Here is a 22,848-nt window from a genome sequence, read left to right on the forward strand (position 1 = left end):
TGATTCAGGAGGATTCTTTCTGATGCAGAAAGAAAGTTTCCAGCAATTTTTGCTTTTGTTCAGGATTATTCCAGCGCAGCAGCAACCAGGCTGTTTGATAAAAGTCGACCACTGGGTTTACCTGTTGCAATAACCTCCGCAACTGAATCAGATCATTAGGTTCCTGTGAACGAATGATCACGAACAGGCGCTTTTCTCTGACACCTGCCACAGCCAGAGCTTTACCCAGTGAATCACCACCAACCTGATGTTGCAGATATGGCAGACAGTAAACCAACCGCCGGATATTTTTATGGCTGGCATAACCGCGTGTTAACCGGTAAAAGGCGGGAACTTCAATGAGAGCATCGGGTGTCGAAACCCTGCGTAACTCGGCTTTATTACCAGCACTCAAATCGACATAACGATTCCACAGCTGGATGAAATCCTGAGACTTTTTGTTAGAAGGTTGCATTTAATTCTCCTCTGTCACCACAGCCTGAAGTTCAGCCAGTGATTTATTCAGGCTGCGCCGGGCCAATGCCAGTGCTTTGAGCATTTTGGGTTCCTGCCGGTAGGGTTTTGTGAGCTGATCAAACAATTCCAATACTGTTTGTTTTAATTGAACGCGCAGGCAATCTATAGTGGGTAGTGGCTCCTTGAAATTGATATCAGCAAAGGAGTCCCGAACCCACTGTTCTGTTTGTTGGAAGTAGAGGTCGTCACCCGACTGGCAGAGATTAACACCAGAGCCTTTGATCTCTTTGTTTTTATCTTTAATACCTTCTGAAAAGAGATAGAGCGCCTTGCGCAAAGCCGTTTTGTAAGCCAGACCTGTCTTTATGATATAGTGGATCACCTCGCCGTGTTCAGCCCAGCCATCCGCCAGACTGAAAAACTCGTGGCGCCGTTCCAGTACCGTTGCCTGATTGTTTCTATAACCGCCGATAACAAATCGTAAGTGCTTCTGCTTGATCAACCCGTCATCCCTGATCTGTAACAGTACAGGAGCAGGAATTTGTCCTTCTTTACTGGATTCCATTGCCACAACCAGACGGCTTAGTTGAGTCCAGCCAGGTGCGGTGGTGGTAAACGACGGAAACTTTTCTTCTTTTTTGCCTTTGACAATCTTGAAGGTTCGGGCTGACAGTGGATGCGGCCAGTTACCCTCCACTGTGTAATTAAATTTGGCTTTATTAAAACCCTTATACAACGGAGCAGTGACATTACAGACACTGCAGCAACCTGTGTCTTCAGCAGGCAAGAGTTCAAAATGTGCGGGTTGCCACAGTAGACCGCGGGCAAGACCGATGTTCGTTGCTCGAATTTTTTCTCCTGCTTTGACAGGATCAACATAGTTTGGAGCTTGTTGTGCAGTAGCCTGATACCAGGGCATAACAATATTACTCAAACGCTCCTGATGCAGCACATTCAACCATATTGTTCTACGCAGATCAGGCTCGGTAATTAGTTGCGTAACAGGCTCGGTAATCAGTTGCGTAATTGGAGTGCTACCGCGCAGGCTTCCCTTGAAGCCACCGCCCATACTGGGACAGTTGTTAGCCATGTTAAACAAGGCGATCGCCGTACAGCTACCACAGAGTCCTTCCGCCAATCCATGAGGATTAACAAAGGGTTTATTGGTTCCATCTGCTACACCTGCCAGCAGCTTATCCATTGGGGTCGATTTACTCGCCTTAACCCCACGGATTTGCATAAAGGGTGTAACTGGGTGATTCAGATCAAACCAGTCCTTTTTATCCTTCACCCCCTTCAGAAACTCATCGGTAGACAAAGGCTTTTTGAGCCGGGCCAGCAGTTCCTTTCGATCGGCTGGTGTAAAGCAAACCTGAGTTATGGCTACCAATAGCTGAACGCCAGCCAGCTCCAGATCATCGCGGGGCAAGCAGAGTTTACCTTTTTTCTCCCCACATAAGAGTTGCTGATAGGTGACCCAGAGCCGTGTTCCTTCGTAATGAAGGGGAATCCACGCTTGGTCAAGTAATGAAAATGGCTTCAATTTTTCATGCCTCTCCAAATGACAACCAGTGTAAAAACCAAGGTTTGCGCAGCAAGCCCATGGTCATTGAAGAGTTCAAAATCGTAACGCCTGCTTCAAGCCAGCCCAACAACCACAACAACCTGCTACAGGATGAAGATCATAATAAAGCCTAGATGATATTATTCAAGTAGTTCGTTTATATAAAACATCAGAGCGATCAGATGGTTTAAAGCTGTTATATCTGACCGCCTGGCCTTAATACAGGATGACCATCTGTATCAAAACAACTTTGAGCAGTACCCGGTAAAGCACGAATCAGACGATTGAGCATATCACTGTCATTCGCAAACACAGTCATCCAGATGCTCCAGTAAGCATGACCAACAGCCGTTTCAACCACCTGATCCCTGAAGTCTTCATTGTCATTGCGCTGCAACCGTTGCCTGGCTCGCTGGGCAATATGCCAGACTTCTCTTCTCTGTTGCCAGCGACGATCAGAAGCTGTTGCTTGCAAAGGCGTTTTATCCAGGCCAGTTAGTCGGATAGTTCGCATAGCATTTTCTCTTTCAGCGTCAGAGAGTGACTGATTCGGGCGAACAACCCCGTCCTCTGAGTACTCAAAAGCTCTGAAAGTATTATCTGCATCAGGCCAGAAGCAGCTGTTTATAAGCGGATCATGATCACCCTTGGTTGAATTGCAATTCGTACAACCCAGCAGAAAGTTTGACCAGGACAACGCCGAATCTTTGTGATGTTTTTTCGACAGAACATGCTCAACTGCCAAAGATGCGTCAAGCTTCATTTCACAATAAGAGCAATAACCACCCAGTCTTTCAATTAAATCTCTTCGGGCATTTTGGTATTGACTGAATTGCTTTGGATTTCCGTTCGCATCCAGAGGCTCAGCCCCCTTATCCACTGGCCTCATGAATTACTCCTCAACAGCTTTTCCTTTGCTCAGACCGGCTGCGGCTCGCTCCATCTCAAGAAAGGCATGGTAAGCCACATTATCACTAAAGGGTGCACTCAGCTCGTCCAGCTCCTGCTTTAACTGCTCTTTTTCTTCCTTTGAGGCACCGTTCGCTTGCTGAAGCAACGTGTAATATTTTTTAGCGGTATCATTCATTGCCTGCCAACGCTGACTCCGAGAAGGCACCTCAACACCCATCACCCTTTCCACAATATCTTCAACACTCTGATCACTGAATGGCTCAGTTGGTGCAGGTGACGCTGTTTCAGAGCTTTCATCCGTGGGCAGAACAGAGTTTAAGTCAATCACTTCACCGGGTCGTAAAGATTGAATGATAAAAGGAGAGTGAGTAGTAACAATAAACTGCACTTTCGGGAATGCTTCCCGCAGATCATTTAATACCCGACGTTGCCATTTGGGATGCAGATGTAAATCGACTTCATCAATCAGCACAATACCGGGAGTTTCTAATGGGGCTCTATCCATCAGATGAGGATTCAGGCGACCCGCTCTGTGTGCTATATCTGCCACTATAGCCAGAGTATTACGATAACCATCACTCAGATTATCGAAGCTGAATAGCTGTCCGTTTTCCAGCTCAATCATCAGCTGTTGCAGTTCAATATCAAAATAAAAGTACCTGCACTCAGGTATACAATATTGAATCGACTTACGAACCGCTTCAAGCACGCCGAATTTTTTACCCTTCTGGAACGAAGCCTGCTCCAACTGAGCAAACCATCTAAGAAACAACTTGTGGCTGGAAGCTGGATCAAGGCAATCACGATAGCCTGCCGATCTGGATTCAGGCTTCGTCAGCTTTACAGCTTGTTTAATATGCCAGAGACGGCCAGTGCCGTAATAGCCAAAAACAGGCAACAGGACTTCTTCGCCTTTTTCCATCCTGGCTCTGGTATCTTTCCCCACTTTGGCAATGTTCTTTGCCAGGATACGGGTGGTTTTACCTTTCTCGGATTTCAGTTCCCGAGTCCAGTGCAGGTCTTCAAGAAGAGATGAATCATTACTACTGGCTAACTCGGTCAGAGAGGCACGACAAGAAAGCGAAACCCCTTCGTCCCACTGCGGCTCAAGAGTGACCGTATCACCCAGATTGATCTGCTTTAGCCGTACCTCTTCCTTACGGATATGCCGCCCTACACCAGCTTTAAAATCCAGCAGATAACTCCCCATCATAATGGACAGAGCATCAAGAATGGCGCTTTTACCGGTTGCATTATCACCAATGAGAACTGAGACATTCGTATCAGTATTAAACTTGAAGACCGAGTCCTCAAACTTCCGAAAGTTTTTGAGCCTGAGCTCGCGTATCTTCATACATTCACCTGAACCTGTGAACCCTTGTCAGACCTTGCTAAACAATGGCTCTGGATAAACCAGAGACCTCAATCATAACCCTTAACAACCCTTTGTGCTCGTGTGTCTAATAAACTCACAAAGGTTACTGACTTTAGTGAAAAATGTATTTAGTTCTGTATGCAGGTCAGACTAAGGAAAGATGATATAAACCCCTGAGGTAACAGGACTTCCGACAATCAGCGATTCTACAATATCTTTCTGATAACAACTCCACCAAAAAGAGCCGATGTTATATAATGGAAGTTCCCTCTCACAGAGGGATGAACCATAGTTTGTTTAAATAAAGCTCAGTTCACTACCCTGTTCCCCGCGCCCGCGGGGATGCCTCATTTTTTTATGCGCTGAAAACCAGCCTCTGCAGAATAGCTGTACTCTGTCTCCCCCCAATACCCTCGGTAGCCTTGTTCGTCGGCTTTCATTTCCAGCCATATTAATCCGCCATCATCCATATCGGGCAACTGCCCTTCATTTTTGTTCCAACCGGCTGGTATTCCAAGACTGTTAAGGCTAATTTTTTCAAAACGGTTACTTTTATCCAACTCATCAACCACCGAACCATCCAGTAGGCAACGTTCACCCTTAGCATTGGAAATAACTGGAACCAATGTCAGATTCATTTCACCGTCACGGGTAACTGCAGAAATTTTATCATCAGTGTCTGCCAGCGTATTCATCGCGGATTTAATTAATACTTTTGCGCCCATACGTTGGCTTTGCTGATGACCAGCAAAATCTTGATGAGATTTCATAACCCAATCAGGCTCACTCCCCCAATCTTCTTTATCATAAACCGACTCAATCCATTTCCGGTATGCATCAGGAAATTCAACGATATTTCCTGAGTCAACCAATAACTGTTGAGTTCGCCAAAGTATACGACTATCACCGTATATAAGCTCATGCAGCTGATAATCTTCAGATTCCGGAGGCACCAACACAGTACAGAGAGGTTGATCAAATCCGTCAGGACGATTGTGCTTGTTTTGATGTCGATGCAGCCGACCCCAGCGCTGGAATAACAGGTCGATGGGACAAAGTTGACTGATCATCCAGTCCATATCAGCATCAATAGAGCACTCAAAAACCTGAGTACTGACCAATATATGCCCTTGCTGTCGCTTACCATCGGGGCCAAACAGATCAAGGACTTTGTCCTCTTTCTTCTGACGATCAGCAAACACAAAGCGAGAGTGAAACAGAATCAGCTGGTCTTCACTCAGTCGCCCAGCTGCTTTTTCCCGTAACTGTCTTAGAGACTGCTGTGCTACATCAACAAGATTGCAGATAAAACAGACCTGAGCCCCTTGCTCTGCGGCAGTAATCATTTGCTCCAACAAGTCATCATCAGGCAACAACTCGGATACGGTTTGCAGTTCGATATTGACATGCGTTTTGGTGGGCTGCTGTCGGGTGTCTAGAGAGAAGTATTGCTGCTTATGCCCATAGCAGGTTATCAACGGATAAGGTGCATCAACGGGGTTTTCAAAATGGCTGGGCACTGTGTTTCCTGCCCATGCCTCCATGAGTTGCCGCTTCTGATAATCCGGCAAGGTTGCAGACAACAAAATGGCCGATCCGCCCGCAGTCCGCTGCTGTTTCAATGCTTCCTCCAAAAGGCCGTACATATAGGCATCATAAGCATGCACCTCATCGATGATGAGAACACTGCGCCCAATACCAAACCCACGAACAAACTTGTGTCGCACCGGCAACACTGAAGCGAGCACCTGATCTACGGTACAAATGCCGATTTGTCCTAAAAAAACTCTTTTTTTACTTTCGGCCAGCCATTGCGCGCATTGAACTCTGGCTTCCTTTTCCCCCTGTGCAGGGTGCGAATTGGCTGCTTGTTTGAGATCGATAAAATCCTGCTGAAATCCAGCCCGACCATGAGATAACACCGCATTGATTTCCCCCTTAAAAATAATGAGTGCGGCCTTTTCAATACGCCCCAACATAGCATTGGCTGTTGCCTGAGTCGGCAGTGCGAAGACAATACTATCGGCAAGATTCTGTTGGATTAATTGCCAGGCATGAGCCAGCGCAGCTTCTGTTTTTCCTGAACCGGTTGAGGCCTCTATTAATGTTAAGCTTTCAGTGAGCGGTAGCTGATCCACCAGACACTGAACTTGTCGCGGCTGATACCCTTTCTCAAGCAAGTTCTGAATAGTAGGATTGTCACGAGTTTGATAACCAATAATCCCTGCTCGATGAAGCAAACGTCTGGCGATCGTCAGACGCGATTCAAACCACTCCTGAAGATCACCTGTCGGCTGGCTTTGAAATTCAAAATCACCCTCATCACTGGCTGAACCCAGCCAGTCAGAAACCGAACAAAAACCAGCCAGCAAAGTGCCATCAGCCAGAACTGGCGGGTCATCTTCCAGTGTCAGCCCGGCGGGTTTTAAAAATAGAGACTCAAGTGCTTTCAACCAATCCTGTCGAGCCTGTTGCAGTGATTCCAACCCCCGGGCACTGACCATACCCGGTGAAAAACCAAAGCTGCAGTCATCTTTGTCGGAGTTATCTGCCAGGGTTCCATGATGCCCTGCAACCGGTCCAAGCCAACTAAACCACGCTCGCCAGCTTTCGTTTTCGTCATCATCACAAAAAATATAACTGTCATCCTGCTCACCTGCAAAACGATCCTGCCAGTCTTGATACAACCAATAAACACCGGCGGGCCCGTGATAATAATCATTAATGTTTTCTTGAAGAAAGTCAGGCTTAAAGCAATTTGTCTCAGGATTAACCTGCCGCCAGACATCCTTTGCTTTTAATTGAAAACGGATATCAAATTTGCCCAGGTCGTGTAAGGCAATAAAAAAAAGTAGCCAGGCCCGAGTCTGTTGATCTGGCAGGCCACTTTGATGACAAAACTGACGGCGGAGTGACGCAGATGCTTGCCACCAAACCTTCGCAACCGCAGCCACATCCAAACAGTGATAAACCAACAAATGATAACTGGCATTATCACCTTCAGATTGATTACCTGCTTTGCCCCAATAGTTATAGAAAGACATGCCTGCTTCCACTTTCTGACAAGAGTTTCACATTATAGGGGCAGGCTATATGAGTAACATGATAAACATCAACAGTTCATAACCTTTCAACCCCAACTCCCACTGTAGTTTTTGAAAGCAAGTGAACAGGCTGCACGTTTGTTATGGTCAATAGGGCATTGACTTAACAACGAACCCACTGTTTTTTTAGGTTCGGGGTCTGACAAAACAAACATGAGCCTGAAAACCAGACGACAAGCCCAGCCTTTCCTAATACCCCCACCGAATTCGCAGATTAAGAATCTTACCCAATCTACACCTTCTGACTTTTATCATCGTCTACTCTTTAAAGCTGTCGGTCAGTGTAGCAATTTACACGCGCTAATGACTTTAGCTCGCTTCATGATTTTACTTTGGTGTTGTCATTATGTTTCGTCTGGCTTTTTATCATTATTATCAGCTCTTCAAGTTGTTGGCACTGGCTTTTGTCTCTCTGCTCATGCAGGTGAGTGGCTCCTGTGCTGACGAATGTTCGGGTCATAAAGACCCGGGGGCAGCGACTGAATGTAACCCGTCAAGCGCCCCTTCGGTATCAAAAGACAAGGTTGAACCGGAACCTGGGTATTCTTTTGTGGGCAGTGAGTATGTGGGATTCTTTATAAAAGGCTCCGTTCCCCGGGACAAGGCTATTGAGCTGGCCGGTGAGGCTTTTCAATTCGTGTCGTCGGCAGACTCACCGGAACGAGTAAGCTGCGCTATGCTGGTGGTCACCATTAACATTGATAGCGCCTTCAAGATTCCATTGCCTAACTTCTTTCAATTAGTTTACACCGAGGCTATCTGGATGCTGGAACTCAGCAAAGGCTCATATCTGGCAATCAAAGCACATACTGATTCATTGAAAATGAAATATGTTCTCAAATATTTCGACAAATACAATACATCTTATGGCTCAATGACTGTCAAAAAAGTAAATGGGAACGACACTTTTTCTCTGCGTTCAGAGGAGGGTCTTTTATTTTCAGCCACCTTTGGCGAATCAACAGAGAGTGATGATACATCGCTAATAGAGAATTTATGGACAAGAAGCGCTAATGGTGACTATTACAAGATTCCATGGGGGACTGCCAAACCTTCTGAGGCCTATTCCATAAAATGTCAGGTAGACGACAACCTTGACAAAAGTATCTTTGCAGACGTCATCTGGGACAATACTGCACAGCTCTACATGAAACGCAAACATGAATGTTCCATGGCGATTTCCGCTGAATTACCACTATTGTCCGATTAAGCCTGCGCCAAATCGGCTTAAATACCAGGCAGGGGAATACCCTTACCCGCTCGCGCAGGGCACCCGGTACAGCAGCCTGGTGATATTGGAGCCTTATGGTTCAGTTAATGCTCTACCACTCCCAGCGCACTGCGCTGCATCTCAATACTGGTGGTGCAGAAATCCCCTGAACCATCTCTGGCTGAAAGCCTATTAATTACTCTCACTGCCTTGTGGGAGCGAAAGGTCATATCCAGACCGGCATTACTGTGTTTAACCGGCGCAGGCTCTCCCCGGTAGACTGTGGCTGAGACGGTGATCTTGTTCAGATCTTTCGGATCGACTTCAAACGGGCTCTCGTCCAATACAGTGAAGTTGGCGTACTTCCCGACATCAATGGTGCCAATCTGGTTTTCTAAGCGGGCAGTATAGGCCGCGTTGATAGTGATGGCCTTGAGTGCTTCTTCGACACTGATCCGCTCCAGAGGCCCAAGTGTTCTACTGCCGGATAAGCCTAAGCGGTTAACTGCTGCCCAAGCCAGGCTCAGTGGCTGCGCCGGTGCCATGGGTGCATCAGAGTGTAGGGAAAGTACACCGCCTGCATCAATGAACGATTGGCCACGGGACATGGTTTCCGCCCGCTCTTTCCCGATTCCGTGCACGCTATAAAGCTCACCCAGTATGTGGGTGTAGTAAGGATTAACGCTGAAGTTGGCGCCCTGGTCAACGGCTCGGGTAATATCGTCTTTGCCGGTAAAGCCCAGGTGGTGGTATCCGGTTCGGTGATCTTCTCTGGGCGCTTCATTGTTTAGCGTTTCAACAATATCGATAGCGGTTTCAAACCCGAGGTCACCATTTGCATGGACAATAACCGTGTAATCGTCGTACCAGTAAGGCCTCATGCTGTCTTCGAGTTCTTCCGGTTTTTGGATCCATTCGCCTTTGTGGCCATCGGTATAGCCATCTTTCATATGCATTAACTGGCTATACATTGCCCCGTCAGAAAATAATTTGACGTACTTTGGCAGCCAATTGATTTGGTCAGATTCTTTGTAGGTCCGGGTTTGTTGTTCTGCCATGGCTTTGCCTTTTTCGGCATCATTTTGCGATAGCATGTAGGTGAAATTGCCTGCCGGAATCAACCAGTAGTCCATCGGAAAGGTATCATTGGTCAAGACATCCACCATTTCGTTATACATCTGCGCAGAGAGCAGGACACCCGGGTCAATCACCGTGGTGATACCACCTGAATGGACATAGTCTTTGGTGCGTTTAACCCCTTTGGCAAATCGTCCCGAGTCAAAGAAATACATAAAGAGCTCGTTCATGATCGCTTTCAGACCCGTCTCGTAGGCATGACCTTTATCCCAATTAAGCTGGGATATTTGTTTTTTCTTCCAATCCGTTTCCTTCCAGCCCAGCATCTTAAGGGCAGCATCGTTAAAATAAACCTCGTGAAAGCTACGGTGCCATACAATGATTGGCCGGGTTTCGGAGAGCTTATTCAAGGCCTTTTTGCTCATGTTCTGACCATGAAAATAGTTGTGATATCCCCAGGTAATAAGAGGTTCGTCCTCAGGCAGAGACTGTTCCAGTCGAGTAAGCTGGTCAAAGTAGGCTTTCTCATTTTGGACACCATTCACATACCCCCAGGGGAATGCCCAGTCTGCGGGGGTGATGAAATCCATACTCAGTAACATACTGCTCATCCAGATATGCATATGAGGCTCGACAAAACCCGGCAGAATCGTTTTATCGATGTATTGTGTATCTACCACCAGATTACTTTCGTTTTTGTAGGCTTCTATCAACGCTTCCTGATGGCCGATATTGATAACCTTCCCGTCCTGAACTGCAATGGCGGTGGGTTTGTCTTTAATGGTCTCTGAGAGGGTAATGATGTCATTGGAGACAAATACAGTGATGGGGCTGGTAACAGACTCATCTGGACCCCCTCCGATTGAGCACCCTGCCAGGATGGATAAGGACACAGTTAATGCGGAAACTTTGAAGATATTTTTCATATTACAAACCGTCAATGAAAAAGGCAGAGCATCCCCGGGTTAACCACTCCACCAAAAGGCAAGATGCAAAAAATAGCAATATTAAACGGCCATGATAAATGCATTATGATGGGCAATTACATTCATTTTTTATGGGCAGCAGGAGAAAGATAAATGTTCTCATACGAGCACTTAGCCGCATTTTGCGCCACGTTTGAAGAAGCCAGCTACAGCAAAGCAGCAAAGAAACTGCACAAAGACAGAACCACCATTCGTGAGCAAGTGAAGGCGTTAGAAGACAGTTTTGCAATCCGTTTGTTTGCCATTGAGGGAAAGAAAGCCGTGGCAACAAACGAAGCTGATGCCCTCTATCGTCAAGCAAAGGTGCTGGTTAAAAACAGTAATCTTCTCTATCGCCGAATGATCGACAGCTACAAACAGGCACTTGAATCTCTGATTGTTTACCATGACAACCTGGTACCCAATAGCTTGATAAGAGTGGTTAATCAATCAGTCAGGGATCAGTTTCCGATGTTGCGCCTGCATTGGTTGCATCGAAACCGGGATGAGACGCTGGACGCGTTAGTGAGCAACCAGCATTGTGTTGCCATTATGCAAAGCCGGCTTAGAAACATGCCTGAGCGTACCTTCAGTTTTATTAATCTGGGTACCAGTGAACACGGTTTTTATTGTCATCCTGAGCACGCACTGGCAAAGCGAGATTGTATTCAAATGGATGAGCTTGAACTGGCCACGCAATACTTAAGCGAAAACCACCATAATAGTAATCCTGAACTTTATTCCATTTCTACCCATGTATGCTTAGTGAGTAATAATGATGTACTACTGACTCTACTGCTTGAAGACGGGTGGGCGATCCTGGAGCACTCTTTAGCTGCGCCTTTGTTGCAAAGTGGTCAGTTGGTGCAACTCAATGTTAATGAACTGGCTAACGCGCTTCGGGTACATTTATCATTTTATTGTCCTCCGGAATTAGAACGTTATCCGGAAGTTGCAGCTGTTAAATCTGCATTACAGGTATTTGCCAAGAGTAATTTCCGCTAGTTGCAAGGTACTCACACTCCAGAGAAATAGCGGAATCAAGAACTCCGGACTGGATAACCATGAACTTTTATGCCTGTTTACTGTCGAATGGCATAGATTTCTTTGGATGTTCTATTGCTATGAGTTACGGATTACCAACAACAACCCATGCCGCCAGTTCAAGTACCACTTCGACATCGCAACCATCACGGTATTATTCGTCAGGTTCAAGTACCGATAATGCACCAAAGCGTAAATCTGACTTAAACCCGGAAGCTCGACCGTTTATGCCACGTGCTCAAGGTGTTCAGGAATGTACGAACACACCTCCAGATATCGGGCGCCGACAAGCGACTGAATACCCAACGTTTACTCCCCGGAGGTTTGGCCAAAGAGCAAATAGCTCTCGCCCTGAAGCTACTCAACGAGCGATTAAAGAAAAGATCAGTAGCGGTTTCGATACATTAAAAGGTAAGGACTTCATAAATGCAGAAGCAACATTCCGGGCCATCTTAAACGAAAACCAGGGCAAGCTGACCCTGTTAGAAGAGCAGAACACAACCATAGGGCTTGCAAGATCGCTAAAAGAGCAAACTTATGAAAAAAAGAGAGAAGCCTGCGATCTTCTGGAAAAACTCAGGTTGAAAGGAAAGCTCACCGCGCTCAAGGCTTCAACCATTAAAAACCTTGATCTGACCCTGAGTCAATGTGAAATGGCACTTGGAAGGTACCTTGATGCTGAAGCACGACTTTTGAGACTGAGAAACATAAATCCCGATGCTGATGAGGCGAGCCTCTGTCAGCCTTCTGACAATTTTGACGCTGATATGGCTAATAGCAAGCTGTGGCAGGTTATGGAAAAACACACACTGACTGAAACATTGCTGCTCAACATGCGATCAGTGTTGACTATTAATTTACGGTCGGTCCGATCCGCTTACGCCTTACAAAAACTGCATAAAAACCTCCATACAGTTAATATGACTCTGGCAATATTCTGGCAGGAGAGAGGTAAAAATGAATGGGCTGAAGGTCTGCTGTTGAGCATGATTGGTATAGCCCCCAATGGCAGTGAGGAGTTCCTGCACCGTCCCTGTCATCATGACATTAAACTGGCGCTGGCAAGACTCTGGAACGTGATGGACAAAAATTATCAATCTGAAAGACTGCTGCTGAGCCTGAGTAACAAGCCTCCTTATGCCAGTGAGGAGATTATTTGCACCCCCTCTGATCATCGTAAAATTGATCTGGCTCTGGTGCGGCTTTGGCAGAAGATGGGTAGATATGATCGGGCTGAGAGACTGCTGCTGAATATGAGTGGCAAGCACCTTGGTATGAGTTCGGACATCCTTTGCAGGCCATGTGGGCAACATGTCATTGATCTGGCTCTGCTGCGTCTCTGGCAGGATATGGACAAACATGAACTGTCTGAAAGACTGCTGCTGAACATGAGCCACAAGCATCCCGATGACAGTGAAGACACCCTGTGCAAGCCCTTTGGAAATCATGTTATCGACATCACTCTGGCACGACATTGGGAGCTGGCGGGCAAATATAACCTCACTGAAAGACTGCTGCTCAACATGTGTGGTATAGACCCAAATGCCAGTGAAGACACCCTTTGCACTCCTGGTGAGAATCAGGAAATTGACCTCACCCGTATGCGACTCTGGCAGCTGATGGGCAAATATGAATGGTCTGAGAGACTGATACTGAATATGAGAGGCAAGCCCCCCAATGCCGATGAAGACACCCTTTGCTCGCCTTCCGGGAATCATAGCATTGACGTGTGTCAGGCACGAATCTGGCAAAATATGAACAAATATGAACTGTCTGAGAGGCTGCTGTTGAACATAAGTCACAAGCATCCCAATGCCGATGAAGACAGGCTCTGCACGCCTTCCGGGAATCATGAAGCTGATCTGGCCCTGGTTCGACTCTGGGAGATAACGGGAAAAAATAAATTAGCTGAAAGCCTGCTGCTGAACATGAGAGGTACTCACCTCTATGCCACTGAGGAAGAACGATGCAGCCCCTGTGGAAATCTGGAACTAGACCTGACTATAACGCGACATTGGGAGGAAACAGACAAACTGTACCTGTCTGAAAGACTCTTGCTGAACATGAGTAGCAAGCATCCCGATGACAGTGACGATCGTCTGTGCATGCCTTGCGGGTATCATCATATAGATCTGGCACTGGTACGACTCTGGCAGAGAATCGGCAAATATGAATGGGCAAAAGAACTGATCACACGCTGCTGTGATATATACTCTTCGAGTGAGTGTGAATTAGCACTGTTGAGATTATCTGCCGGGCAAGCAGGATTTTTGGAAATGATCAGCAGGCAACCGGAGAATGCCAATACCCTGCTGACTTGCTCGATCCATTATTTCAGACTGGCATGTGAGCAAATAACAGAGGACGTCCCGGGGTCAGTAAAAGATAACTTAAACAAGGCGCTCGAGCTTGTTGAATCAGCATTGGCAAAGTTCCCCCCAAGTGCAGGCGCTTGTTCGCAAAAAGCGCATTGTCTCAGAATGATGGGTGCCAGCGAGAAAGAATGGAAGGAATGGTTCCAAAAAGCCAACCTCCTTGACCCCAACCGATTACAAAAGAGTAAAACTGATTTTTGGCGAAGCAAAGAATCCGCTGCTCTTCAGAAGTTATGGGATCTCAAAGAGTAAACAGACATTTTTGAACCTTTATGCCTGATGACTCAGGCCAGCCTGCCGGGCAAGAAGGATTTATGGACATGATGAGTCGCTATCCGGAAAGTGCGAACCTTGCAGGCTCTCAATATAGACGAACAACCATGAACTTTAATGAGCGTTTGCTGTCCAAGGAGCACAGTTTTACAAAAATGTAATAGTTCTATGGCATATGGACCAACACCGACGACCGGCACTGCGGTCAGTTCCAGCGCTCCGGCAGCAACACCTGAAGCGAGTAAATCTTCCTTAAACCCGAATGCAGAACCGTTTATTCCACGCTCTGAACAGGTTAAGCAAAGTCCGGACACACCCTTATCTGTCAGATACCCACAAACGACTGCAGGCCAGAACATCACTCCTCAGACGTTTCAAAAACAGAGGATAAAAAATTATTCCAAAGAAACTGCAATGAAGGTTAATAACGCTTACGAAGCACTAAAAAAACAAAATTTCATAAAAGCAGAAGAAATATTCCGGACCCTCTTAAGCGAAAACCAGGGCATACAAAGTCAGTTCGGCTATCAAGACATAATCATAGGGCTTGCAAGGTCGCTAAAAGAGCAAACGGTTAACAAACAGATAGAAGCCTGCAATATTCTGAATCAACTCAGATCAGAAGGACCGCTTAATGCATTTGGGGCTTCGACCATTCATAACCTTGATCTGACCCTGAGCCTTTGTGAAGAGAAAATTGGTTTGCAACTGAACGCGGAAGCACGACTTTTGATGTTGAGAAACAAAAGGCTCAATGATAATGAAAATGCCCTGTGTGCGATTTCTGACAATTTTGACGCAGACATTAACATGGCCCGAATATGGCAATTTTTACACAAATGGTCGCTGTCTGAAAAACTCCTGTTGAGCATAAGAGCAGCGCTGATTAATAGCCTGCTGTTGAATCCATACGATGTAGAAAAATTGCGCAGACACCTCCATCTCGTAAATTTGGCTCTGATTCGACTCTGGCAGCTTATGCAAAAATTCCAACTGTCTGAGGGCCTGCTGCTGGAAATGATGGGCAAACATCCCGATGACAGTGAGGACATTCTCTGCAAGCCCTCCGCCCATGATGACATCAACCTGGCTCTGGTGCGTCTCTGGCAGGATATGGGGAAACATAAACAGTCCGAAAGACTGCTGCTGAAAATGAGCAAAAAGCATCCTGAGGACACTGAGGACATTCTCTGTCGGCCCTCTGGGGATCATGACATTGACCTGGCTCTGGCAAGATTATGGATAATTATGGGCAAACATAAGCTGGCTGAAAGACTGCTGCTGAGCACTTGTGGCAAGCACCCCGATGAGAGTTGGGACTACCTCTGCAAGCCCTCCGGGCATCATGTTATTGATCTGGCTCAGGTACGCCTCTGGCAGGAAATGGACAAACATGAACTGTCTGAAAGACTGCTGCTGAACATGTGCCACAAGCATCCTCATGACAGTGCAGACAGCCTGTGTAAGCCCACTGGGCATCCTATTATCGACATCGCTCTGGTGCGACATTGGGAGCTGGAGGGCAAATATCAACTGGCTGAAAGACTGCTGCTTAACCTGTGTGGCACACACCCGGATGCCAGTGAAGACAGCCTTTGCAAACCTTGTGGGAATCAGGAAATTGATCTGGCCCGGATGCGACTCGGGCAGCTAATGGGCAAACATGAACGCTCTGAAAGGCTGCTACTGAATATGATTGGCCTGCACCCCAATGCCGATGAAGACAGCCTGTGCAGGCCTTCAGGGAATCATGACATTGATATGGCCCGGGTGCGAGTCTGGCAAGTTATCGGCAAAGATGAACTGTCCGAGAGGCTGCTGCTGAATATGATTGGCCTGCAGCCCGATGCCGATGAAGACAGCCTGTGCAAACCTTCCGGGAATCATGAGATTGATCTGGCTCGGGTGCGACTCTGGCAAGATAAGAGCAAATATGAACTGTCTGAGAGGCTGCTGCTGAACATGAGTGGTAAGTACTTATGTGCCAGTGAGGAGGAACTCTGCAGGCCCTGTGGAAATCATCTCACTGACCTGTCCCTGGCGCGACTTTGGGAGTTCATGAACAAAGATTACCTGACTGAAAGACTGTTACTGAACATGAGTGGCAAGCACCCCAATGCCGACGAAAGCAGCCTGTGCAAACCTTGCGGGAATCATCTCATAGACCTGTCTCTGGCGCGACTTTGGGAGTTCATGGATAAAAATTATCTGGCCGAAAAGCTATTGCTGAACATGAGTAGCAAGCACCCCGATGACAGTGACGATCGTCTGTGCATGCCTTGCGGGAATCATCATATAGATCTGGCACTGGTAAGACTCTGGCAGAGAATCGGCAAATATGAATGGGCAAAAGAACTGATCACACGCTGCTGTGATGTATACCCTTCGAGTGAGTGTGAATTAGCACTGTTGAGATTATCTGCCGGGCAAGCAGGATTTTTGGAAATGATCAGCAGGCACCCGGAGAATGCTAATACCCTGCTGACTTGCTCGATCCATTATTTCAGGCTGGCATGTGAGCAAATAACAGAGGGCGTCCCGGAGTCAGGAAAAGATAACTTAAACAAGGCGCTCGAGCTTGTTGAATCAGCATTGGAAAAGTACTCCCCGAGTGCAGGCGCTTGTTCGCAAAAAGCGCATTGTCTCAGAATGATGGGGGCCAGGGAGAAAGAATGGAAGGAATGGTTCCAAAAAGCCAACTTCCTTGAACCCAACCGATTGCAGAGGAGTAAAACTGATTTTTGGCGAAGCAAAGAAGCCGCTGCCCTTCAGAAGTTATCGAATCTCAAAGAGTAAACAGACATCCTTGAATCTTTATGCCTGATGACTCAGGCCTATCTGCCGGACAAGAATGATTTATGGGTATGATGAGCCGCTATCCGAAAAGTGCGAATACCTTGCAGGCTCTCAATATAGACGAACAACCATGAACTTTAATGTCCGTTTGCTGTCCAAGGAGCACAGTTTTACAGAGATGTATTGCAATGACATACGGACCAACATCAACCAACAGCGCCACGGTCAGTTCCAGCGCTCCGACATTTACGACACCCCAAGCGAGTAAATCTTCCTTAAACCCGAATGCAGAACCCTTTATTCCACGCTCTGAACAGGTTAAGCAAGGTCCGCAAGCACCCCTATCTGTCAGATACCCACAAACGACTGCAGTCCAGAACATCGCTCCTCATACGTTTCAAAAACAGAGGATAAAAGATTATTCCGATGAAACTGCAATGAAGGTTGGTAAGGCCTACGAAGCACTAAAAAAACAAGATTTCATAAAAGCAGAAGAAATATTCCGGACCCTCTTAAGCGAAAACCAGGGCATACAAAGTCAGTTCGGCTATCAAGACATAATCATAGGGCTTGCAAGGTCGCTAAAAGAGCAAACGGTTAACAAACAGATAGAAGCCTGCAATATTCTGAATCAACTCAGATCAGAAAGACCGATTAATGCATTTGGGGCTTCGACTATTCATAACCTTGATCTTACCCTGAGCCTTTGTGAAGAGAAAATTGGTTTGCAACTGAACGCGGAAGCACGACTTTTGATGTTGAGAAACAAAAGGCTTAATGATAATGAAAATGCCCTGTGTGCGCTTTCTGGCAATTTTGACGCAGATATTGCTATGGCCCGGGTATGGCAACATTTACACAAATACTCGCTGTCTGAAAAACTCCTGCTGAACATGAGAGCAGAGCTGATTAATAGCCTGCTGTTGAATCCATACGATGTACAAAAATTGCACAGACACCTCCATCTCGTTAATTTGGCTCTGGTGTTTCTCTGGCAGGATATGGGTAAACATAAACAGGCCGAAACACTGCTGCTGAAAATGAGCAAAAAGCATCCTGAGGACACTGAGGTCATTCTCTGCCGACCCTCTGGGGATCATGACATTGACCTGGCTCTGGCAAGATTATGGATAATTATTGGCAAACATAAGCTGGCTGAAAGATTGCTGCTGAGCACTTGTGGCAAGCAGCCCGATGAGAGTTGGGAGTACCTGTGCAAGCCCTCCGGGCATCATGTTATTGATCTGGCTCTGGTACGCCTCTGGCAGGAAATAGACAAACATGAACTGTCTGGAAGACTGCTGCTGAACCTGTGCCACAAGCATCCTCATGACAGTGAGGACAGCCTGTGCAAGCCCTCTGGGTATCCTATTATCGACATCACTCTGGTGCGACATTGGGAGCTGGAGGGCAAATATCAACTGGCTGAGAGACTGCTGCTTAACCTGTGTGGCACGCACCCGGATGCCAGTGAAGACAGCCTTTGCAAACCTTGTGGGAATCAGGAAATTGATCTGGCCCGGATGCGACTCGGGCAGCTAATGGGCAAACATGAACGGTCTGAAAGGCTGCTACTGAATATGATTGGCCTGCACCCCAATGCCGATGAAGACAGCCTGTGCGAGCCTTCAGGGAATCATGACATTGATATGGCTCGGGTGCGACTCTGGCAAGGTATCAGCAAACATGAACTGTCCGAGAGGCTGCTGCTGAATATGATTGGCCTGCAGCCCGATGCCGATGAAGACACCCTGTGCAAACCTTCCGGGAATCATGACATTGATCTGGCTCGGGTACGACTCTGGCAAAATATGAGCAAATATGAACTGTCTGAGAGGCTGCTGCTGAACATGAGTGGTAAGTACTTATGTGCCAGTGAGGAGGAACTCTGCAGGCCCTGTGGAAATCATCTCACTGACCTCTCCCTGGCACGACTTTGGGAGTTCATGGACAAACATTACCTGACTGAAAGGCTGTTACTGAACATGAGTGGCAAGCCCCCCGATGCCGACGAAGGCAGCCTGTGCAAACCTTGCGGGAATCATTTCATTGACCTGGCTCTGGCGCGACTTTGGGAGTTAATGGACAAGCATTATCTGGCCGAAAAGCTATTGCTGAACATGAGTAGCAAGCACCCCGATGACAGTGACGATCGTCTGTGCATGCCTTGCGGGAATTATCTTATAGATCAGACACTGGTTCGACTCTGGCAGAGAACCGGCAAATATGAATGGGCTAAAGAACTGATCACACGCTGCTGTGATGTATACCCTTCGAGTGAGTGTGAATTAGCACTGTTGAGTTTATCTGCCGGGCAAGCAGGATTTTTGGAAATGATCAGCAGGTATCCGGAGAATGCTAATACCCTGCTGACTTGCTCGATCCATTATTTCAGACTGGCATGTGAGCAAATAACAGAGGGCGTCCCGGGGTCAGGAAAAGATAACTTAAACAAGGCGCTCGGGCTTGTTGAATCAGCATTGGAAAAGTACCCCCCCAGTGCAGGCGCTTATTCGCAAAAAGCGCATTGTCTCAGAATGATGGGTGCCAGCGAGAAAGAATGGAAGCAATGGTTCCAAAAAGCCAACTTCCTTAACTCCAACCGATTGCATAGGAGTAAAACTGATTTTTGGCGAAGCAAAGAATCCTCTGCTCTTCAAAAGTTACGGGATCTCAAAGAGTAAACAGACACCCCTGATATGCCTGATAACTTAAGCCCATCTGCCGGGCAAGAAGGATTTATGGAAATGATGAGCCGCTATCCGGAAAGTGCAAACCTTGCAGGCTCTCAATATAGACGAACAACCATGAACTTTAATGTCCGTTTGCTGTCCAAGGAGCACCGTTTTACAAAAATGTAATAGTTCTATGGCATATGGACCAACACCGACGACCGGCACTGCGGTCAGTTCCAGCGCTCCGGCAGCAACGCCTGAAGCGAATAAATCTTCCTTAAATCCGAATGCAGAACCGTTTATTCCACGCTCTGAACAGGTTAAGCAAAGTCCGGACACACCCTTATCTGTCAGATACCCACAAACGACTGCAGGCCAGAACATTCCTCCTCAGACGTTTCAAAAACAGAGGAGGAAAAATTATTCCAAAGAAACTGCAATGAAGGTTGATAACGCTTACGAAGCACTAAAAAAACAAAATTTCATAAAAGCAGAAGAAATATTCCGGACCCTCTTAAGCGAAAACCAGGGCATAGAAAACCAGTTCGGTTATCGAGACATAATCATAGGGCTTGCAAGGTCGCTAAAAGAGCAAACAGTTAACAAACAGATAGAAGCCTGCAATATTCTGAAACAACTCAGATCAAAAGGACCGCTTAATGCATTTGGGGCTTCAACCATTCATAACCTTGATCTGACCCTGAGCCTTTGTGAAGAGAAAATTGGTTTGCAACTGAACGCAGAAGCACGACTTTTGACGTTGAGACACAAAAGGCTCAATGATAATGAAAATGCCCTGTGTGCGCTTTCTGGCAATTTTGACGCAGATATTACTATGGCCCTGGTATGGCAACATTTACACAAATACTCACTGTCTGAAAAACTCCTGCTGAACATGAGAGCAGGGCTGATTAATAGCCTGCTGTTGAATCCATATGATGTAAAAAACTTGCGCAGAAAACTCCACACCGTAAATTTGACTCTGGCTCGACTCTGGCAGCATCTGGAAAAATTCCAACTGTCTGAGAGCCTGCTGCTGGATATGATGGGCAAACATCCCGATGACAGTGAGGACATTCTCTGCAAGCCCTCCGCCCATGATGACATCAACCTGGCTCTGGTGCGTCTCTGGCAGGATATGGGTAAACACAAACAGGCCGAAAGACTGCTGCTGAAAATGAGCAAAAAGCATCCTGAGGACACTGAGCACATTCTCTGCAGGCCCACAGGAGATCATAACATTGACCTGGCTCTGGCAAGACTATGGATCATTATGGGCAAACATAAGCTGGCTGAAAGACTGCTGCTGAGCACTTGTGGCAAGCACCCCGATGAGAGTTGTGACTACCTGTGCAAGCCCTCCGGAAATCATATTATTGATCTGGCTCAGGTTCGCCTCTGGCAGGATATGGACAAACATGAACTGTCTGGAAGACTGCTGCTAAACATGAGCCACAAGCATCCTCATGACAGTGAAGACAGCCTTTGCAAGCCCTCTGGGCATCCTATTATCGACCTCACTCTGGTGCGACATTGGGAGCTGGCGGGCAAATATCAACTGGCTGAAAGACTGCTCCTTAACCTGTGCGGCACGCACCCGGATGCCAGTGAAGACAGCCTTTGCAAACCTTGTGGGAATCAGGAAATTGACCTGACCCGGATCCGACTCGGGCAGCTAATGGGCAAACATGAACGCTCTGAAAGGCTGCTACTGAACATGATTGGCCTACATCCCAATGCCGATGAAGACAGCCTGTGCAGGCCTTCAGGAAATCATGACATTGATATGGCTCGGGTGCGACTCTGGCTACGTATCGGTAAAAATAAACTGTCCGAGAGGCTACTGCTGAATATGATTGGCATGCAGCACAATGGCGATGAAGACAATGCCGATGAAGACGATGCCGATGAAGACACCCTGTGCAAACCTTCCGGGAATCAAGACATCGACCTGGCTCGGGTGCGACTCTGGCAAAATACGAGCAAATATCAACTGTCTGAGAAGTTGCTGCTGAACATGAGTGGTAAGTACTTTTGTGCCTGTGAGGAAGAACTGTGCAGGCCCTGTGGAAATCATGCCGTTGACCTGTCCCTGGCGAGACACTGGGAGTTAATGGACAAATATTACCTGACTGAAAAGCTGTTACTGAACGTGAGTGGCAAGCATCCCGATGCCGATGAAGGCAGCCTCTGCAAACCTTGCGGTAATCATCTCATTGACCTGGCTCTGGCGCGACTTTGGGAGTCAATGGACAAATATTACCTGACTGAAAGACTGTTACTGAACATGAGTGGCAAGCACCCCAATGCCAGCGAAGACAGCCTGTGCAAACCTTGCGGGAATCATTTCATTGACCTGGCTCTGGCGCGACTTTGGGAGTTAATGGACAAACATTATCTGGCCGAAAGGCTATTGCTGAACATGAGTAACAAGCACCCCGATGACAGTGACGACCATCTGTGCATGCCTTGCGGGAATAATGTTATAGATCTGACACTGGTACGACACTGGCAGAGAATTGGCAAATATGAATGGGCTAAAGAACTGATCACACGCTGCTGTGATTTATACCCTTCGAGTGAGTGTGAATTATCACTGTTGAGCTTATCTGCCGGGCAAGCAGGATTTTTGGCAATGATCAGCAGGTATCCGGAGAGTGCTAATACCCTGCTGACTTGCTCGATCCATTATTTCAGACTGGCATGTGAGCAAATAGCAGAGGACGTCCCGGGGTCAGGAAAAGATAACTTAAACAAGGCGCTAGAGCTTGTTGAATCAGCATTAGAAAAGTACCCCCCGAGTGCAGGCGCTTTTTCGCAAAAAGCGCATTGTCTCAGAATGATGGGTGCCAGCGAGAAAGAATGGAAGCAATGGTTCCAAAAAACCAACTTCCTTGACCCCAACCGATTGCAGAGGAGTAAAACTGATTTTTGGCGAAACAGGGAAGCCGCTGCCCTTCAGAAGTTATCAATCTCAAAGAATAAAAAAACTTCTTTGAACCTTTATGACTGATGACTGTCC

The 22,848-nt window shown here is 46.9% G+C and carries 15 protein-coding genes; 9 read left to right on the forward strand and 6 right to left on the reverse strand.

Annotation, left to right across the window (positions count from 1 at the left end):
- Positions 1-4: 4 nt before the first annotated feature.
- Both casB and casA read right to left on the reverse strand, forming a co-directional pair.
- Complete coding sequence (gene casB / locus ACOJUN_RS25110; RefSeq protein ID WP_422134563.1) at positions 5-454, reverse strand: type I-E CRISPR-associated protein Cse2/CasB; 450 nt, start codon at positions 452-454, stop codon at positions 5-7.
- Positions 455-2,017: a type I-E CRISPR-associated protein Cse1/CasA gene (gene casA, locus ACOJUN_RS25115; protein ID WP_422134564.1), complete on the reverse strand. Its 1,563-nt coding sequence runs from the start codon at positions 2,015-2,017 to the stop codon at positions 455-457.
- On the opposite strand from casA, the gene ACOJUN_RS25120 reads away from it, so the two are divergent.
- A complete protein-coding gene (locus ACOJUN_RS25120; RefSeq protein ID WP_422137148.1) occupies positions 1,942-2,154 on the forward strand; it encodes a hypothetical protein in 213 nt (70 codons plus the stop codon). The two genes, casA and ACOJUN_RS25120, sit on opposite strands and share 76 nt — an antisense overlap.
- A 62-nt stretch (positions 2,155-2,216) precedes the next feature.
- On the opposite strand, the gene ACOJUN_RS25125 is transcribed toward ACOJUN_RS25120, so the two are convergent.
- The 3 genes from ACOJUN_RS25125 to cas3 form a co-directional block, all read right to left on the reverse strand.
- Positions 2,217-2,909 carry an HNH endonuclease gene (locus tag ACOJUN_RS25125; protein WP_422134565.1) on the reverse strand — a complete coding sequence of 231 codons (693 nt, stop codon included), beginning with the start codon at positions 2,907-2,909 and terminating at the stop codon, positions 2,217-2,219.
- 3 nt (positions 2,910-2,912) lie between these two features.
- Positions 2,913-4,286 carry an AAA family ATPase gene (locus tag ACOJUN_RS25130; RefSeq protein ID WP_422134566.1) on the reverse strand — a complete coding sequence of 458 codons (1,374 nt, stop codon included), beginning with the start codon at positions 4,284-4,286 and terminating at the stop codon, positions 2,913-2,915.
- A gap of 368 nt (positions 4,287-4,654) precedes the next feature.
- A complete protein-coding gene (cas3, locus tag ACOJUN_RS25135; protein ID WP_422134567.1) occupies positions 4,655-7,351 on the reverse strand; it encodes a CRISPR-associated helicase/endonuclease Cas3 in 2,697 nt (898 codons plus the stop codon).
- Between the two features lie 406 nt (positions 7,352-7,757).
- Here cas3 and ACOJUN_RS25140 point away from each other — a divergent pair, with 406 nt between their 5' ends.
- A complete protein-coding gene (locus tag ACOJUN_RS25140; RefSeq protein WP_422134568.1) occupies positions 7,758-8,621 on the forward strand; it encodes a hypothetical protein in 864 nt (287 codons plus the stop codon).
- Positions 8,622-8,725: 104 nt separating this feature from the next.
- On the opposite strand, the gene ACOJUN_RS25145 is transcribed toward ACOJUN_RS25140, so the two are convergent.
- A complete protein-coding gene (locus tag ACOJUN_RS25145) occupies positions 8,726-10,624 on the reverse strand; it encodes an amidohydrolase (protein ID WP_422134569.1) in 1,899 nt (632 codons plus the stop codon).
- 153 nt (positions 10,625-10,777) lie between these two features.
- On the opposite strand from ACOJUN_RS25145, the gene ACOJUN_RS25150 reads away from it, so the two are divergent.
- From ACOJUN_RS25150 to ACOJUN_RS25180, 7 genes are all read left to right on the forward strand, one after another.
- A complete protein-coding gene (locus tag ACOJUN_RS25150) occupies positions 10,778-11,668 on the forward strand; it encodes a LysR family transcriptional regulator (RefSeq protein ID WP_422134570.1) in 891 nt (296 codons plus the stop codon).
- Between the two features lie 119 nt (positions 11,669-11,787).
- Entirely contained in the window at positions 11,788-14,334 is a 2,547-nt protein-coding gene (locus ACOJUN_RS25155) for a hypothetical protein (protein ID WP_422134571.1), read from the forward strand.
- A gap of 20 nt (positions 14,335-14,354) precedes the next feature.
- Positions 14,355-14,516 (forward strand): hypothetical protein, encoded by a 162-nt coding sequence (locus ACOJUN_RS25160; protein ID WP_422134572.1) that lies wholly within the window; start codon positions 14,355-14,357, stop codon positions 14,514-14,516.
- Positions 14,517-14,523: 7 nt separating this feature from the next.
- Positions 14,524-17,151: a PABP-interacting PAM2 motif-containing protein gene (locus tag ACOJUN_RS25165; RefSeq protein WP_422134573.1), complete on the forward strand. Its 2,628-nt coding sequence runs from the start codon at positions 14,524-14,526 to the stop codon at positions 17,149-17,151.
- 188 nt (positions 17,152-17,339) lie between these two features.
- Positions 17,340-19,835 carry a PABP-interacting PAM2 motif-containing protein gene (locus tag ACOJUN_RS25170; RefSeq protein WP_422134574.1) on the forward strand — a complete coding sequence of 832 codons (2,496 nt, stop codon included), beginning with the start codon at positions 17,340-17,342 and terminating at the stop codon, positions 19,833-19,835.
- 15 nt (positions 19,836-19,850) lie between these two features.
- Positions 19,851-20,012, forward strand: a complete 162-nt coding sequence (locus ACOJUN_RS25175; RefSeq protein WP_422134575.1) for a hypothetical protein — start codon at positions 19,851-19,853, stop codon at positions 20,010-20,012.
- Between the two features lie 7 nt (positions 20,013-20,019).
- Positions 20,020-22,839, forward strand: coding sequence for a hypothetical protein (locus ACOJUN_RS25180; RefSeq protein ID WP_422134576.1), 2,820 nt, complete (start codon positions 20,020-20,022; stop codon positions 22,837-22,839).
- The last annotated feature ends 9 nt before the right edge of the window (positions 22,840-22,848 follow it).

Origin of the sequence: Endozoicomonas sp. ALD040 (genome assembly GCF_049275945.1) — a bacterium.
GTDB lineage: Bacteria > Pseudomonadota > Gammaproteobacteria > Pseudomonadales > Endozoicomonadaceae > Endozoicomonas_A.

Coding starts and splice junctions, on each gene's coding strand:
- ACOJUN_RS25140 (WP_422134568.1), top strand. CDS start 7,758: ATGTTTCGTCTGGCTTTTTATCATTATTATCAGCTCTTCAAGTTGTTG.
- ACOJUN_RS25180 (WP_422134576.1), top strand. CDS start 20,020: ATGGCATATGGACCAACACCGACGACCGGCACTGCGGTCAGTTCCAGC.
- cas3 (WP_422134567.1), bottom strand. CDS start 7,351: ATGTCTTTCTATAACTATTGGGGCAAAGCAGGTAATCAATCTGAAGGT.
- ACOJUN_RS25125 (WP_422134565.1), bottom strand. CDS start 2,909: ATGAGGCCAGTGGATAAGGGGGCTGAGCCTCTGGATGCGAACGGAAAT.
- ACOJUN_RS25165 (WP_422134573.1), top strand. CDS start 14,524: ATGGCATATGGACCAACACCGACGACCGGCACTGCGGTCAGTTCCAGC.
- ACOJUN_RS25160 (WP_422134572.1), top strand. CDS start 14,355: ATGCCTGATGACTCAGGCCAGCCTGCCGGGCAAGAAGGATTTATGGAC.
- ACOJUN_RS25145 (WP_422134569.1), bottom strand. CDS start 10,624: ATGAAAAATATCTTCAAAGTTTCCGCATTAACTGTGTCCTTATCCATC.
- ACOJUN_RS25175 (WP_422134575.1), top strand. CDS start 19,851: ATGCCTGATAACTTAAGCCCATCTGCCGGGCAAGAAGGATTTATGGAA.
- ACOJUN_RS25150 (WP_422134570.1), top strand. CDS start 10,778: ATGTTCTCATACGAGCACTTAGCCGCATTTTGCGCCACGTTTGAAGAA.
- ACOJUN_RS25130 (WP_422134566.1), bottom strand. CDS start 4,286: ATGAAGATACGCGAGCTCAGGCTCAAAAACTTTCGGAAGTTTGAGGAC.
- casB (WP_422134563.1), bottom strand. CDS start 454: ATGCAACCTTCTAACAAAAAGTCTCAGGATTTCATCCAGCTGTGGAAT.
- ACOJUN_RS25170 (WP_422134574.1), top strand. CDS start 17,340: ATGACATACGGACCAACATCAACCAACAGCGCCACGGTCAGTTCCAGC.
- ACOJUN_RS25155 (WP_422134571.1), top strand. CDS start 11,788: ATGAGTTACGGATTACCAACAACAACCCATGCCGCCAGTTCAAGTACC.